The organism is Vibrio sp. S9_S30, assembly GCF_014694455.1.
GTDB lineage: Bacteria > Pseudomonadota > Gammaproteobacteria > Enterobacterales > Vibrionaceae > Vibrio.
This window is the reverse complement of the sequence record NZ_JAAUWT010000082.1, coordinates 1-1,623: the sequence shown is the minus strand read 5'-3', so window position 1 is coordinate 1,623 and position 1,623 is coordinate 1. Positions and strand designations below refer to the sequence as shown.

Below are 1,623 nucleotides of genomic sequence, written 5' to 3'. Positions count from 1 at the left end.
CTGCCTTACGGACTAACTTTCCTGAGCTATCTTTACCCAAAACAGCAGACAATAACCCAGTCTGGTATCCCTCGATTTGCGGGCAAGGGTTGCGGAGACCTGTAATCAGAACTTCTGCCCCACTGCTAAACCTAATTACGGTATCCCTTGGCAAACCAAGTAAATCAATACCTGATGTTGTGATGTTTTCCCCAAGTGACGCTGGCACAACTTTGAATCCTTTAGCCTCAAGCTCAGAGAATAACTCATTGTGAAGAAGGTGAACTTGTCTAAGATTTGGTTGACTGGGATCGACTTTGACTCTCGAACGATGCTTTACAGTTTTTCCCCGATGAGCATCTCCGTCAACTCCTTCCCCCTCAATTAGCAATATTGAATCAACAATTGATTTAGAAAAAGTGTGCTCGGCACATTTACTGACTGAAACTACCTTTGGCATCCTTTCCTCCTGAGGGCTAACGCCCGCTTAAGTGGTGAGCAACGCAATACGATGTTTCCGCACACCACCTAAATCACTAAACTTAACGCATGGTAAAAATGCCACGCGTTGCGAATCCGTCTTGAAGCGTTTGTTATGCTTCTGACTTACGGTAAACATCTGGATGCCAAATTTGCATTAGTATCTCTGGATTTTCAATTGGTTGGAAACCGTATTGCGCGTACAAACCATGTGCATCTCTTGTTGCCAATACCATACGCCTTAAACCTTGCAGATCAGGGTGAGACACTATTCTTTCAACGAGCCACTTGCTCAAACCTTTTCCTCGGTGCTTCTCTACTATGAATACATCAGCAAGGTAAGCAAACGTTGCTTTGTCTGTTATCAGGCGAGCAAAGCCTACTTGAAAATCATGGCTATCATAGACACCAAAACAAAGTGAATTTGAAATAGCTTTTTCTAGGGTATGTTTTGGTATTCCTGACGCCCAGTAACTTTCTGAGATAAATTCGTAAATCACCTCAAAGTCGAGGTGACTTTTATCCGTGCTGATTCTGTATCCTTGCACCATTTTTCCTCCTTGAGGCATAACGCCCAATTAAGTAGCCAAAAACGTACAAATACCGCTTCTGCAAACCACCGTAAACACTAAACTCACCGCAAACTAAAAATGCCACACGTTTTTGGTCTGCTTGAATTGTTTGTTAGAGCGATACAAACAAACAGACTTTACTTGGCAATGAAGCACTTCGCTTGCATTCAATGAACGACATCTTAGACAACAAAACCTGCTGCAACCAGACCACAAAGTCCAAAATACCAACTTAGTCGAGAATTTATAAGAAGGAACCAAAAACAGAACTTCAAATTTCGGTGAACCTGATTGGTTTTGAAAGCTTGCAGCAACTTGGGTTGCGATGACTTTTCCATATTGATTCAGATTACGGAATCGAACTGAAATGCACTGAAGCCAACAATTTTCGAGAACCTTACAACCCTTGAATTCTCAAAGCGCTATAACGCCAGCTTAAACCGCAGACAACGCACAAAACAAGCTGCTGCATTGCACCTTAAACACTAAATTCACCGCAAACCAAAAATGCCACGCGTTGTTTGTCGGTTTGAAGCTTTTGTTAGAGCGTAACGAGTACACAAACTCACTTGGCAGAGAAGCACTTTGCTTG

General features: G+C 42.6%; 2 protein-coding genes. Both read right to left on the bottom strand.

What is annotated here, in order from left to right:
• A partial coding sequence (locus HC752_RS24090; RefSeq protein WP_190337711.1) for an MOSC domain-containing protein occupies positions 1-439 on the bottom strand: 439 nt, incomplete at its 3' end.
• 133 nt (positions 440-572) lie between these two features.
• Positions 573-1,007: a GNAT family N-acetyltransferase gene (locus HC752_RS24080; protein ID WP_069491079.1), complete on the bottom strand. Its 435-nt coding sequence runs from the start codon at positions 1,005-1,007 to the stop codon at positions 573-575.
• Positions 1,008-1,623 lie beyond the last annotated feature (616 nt).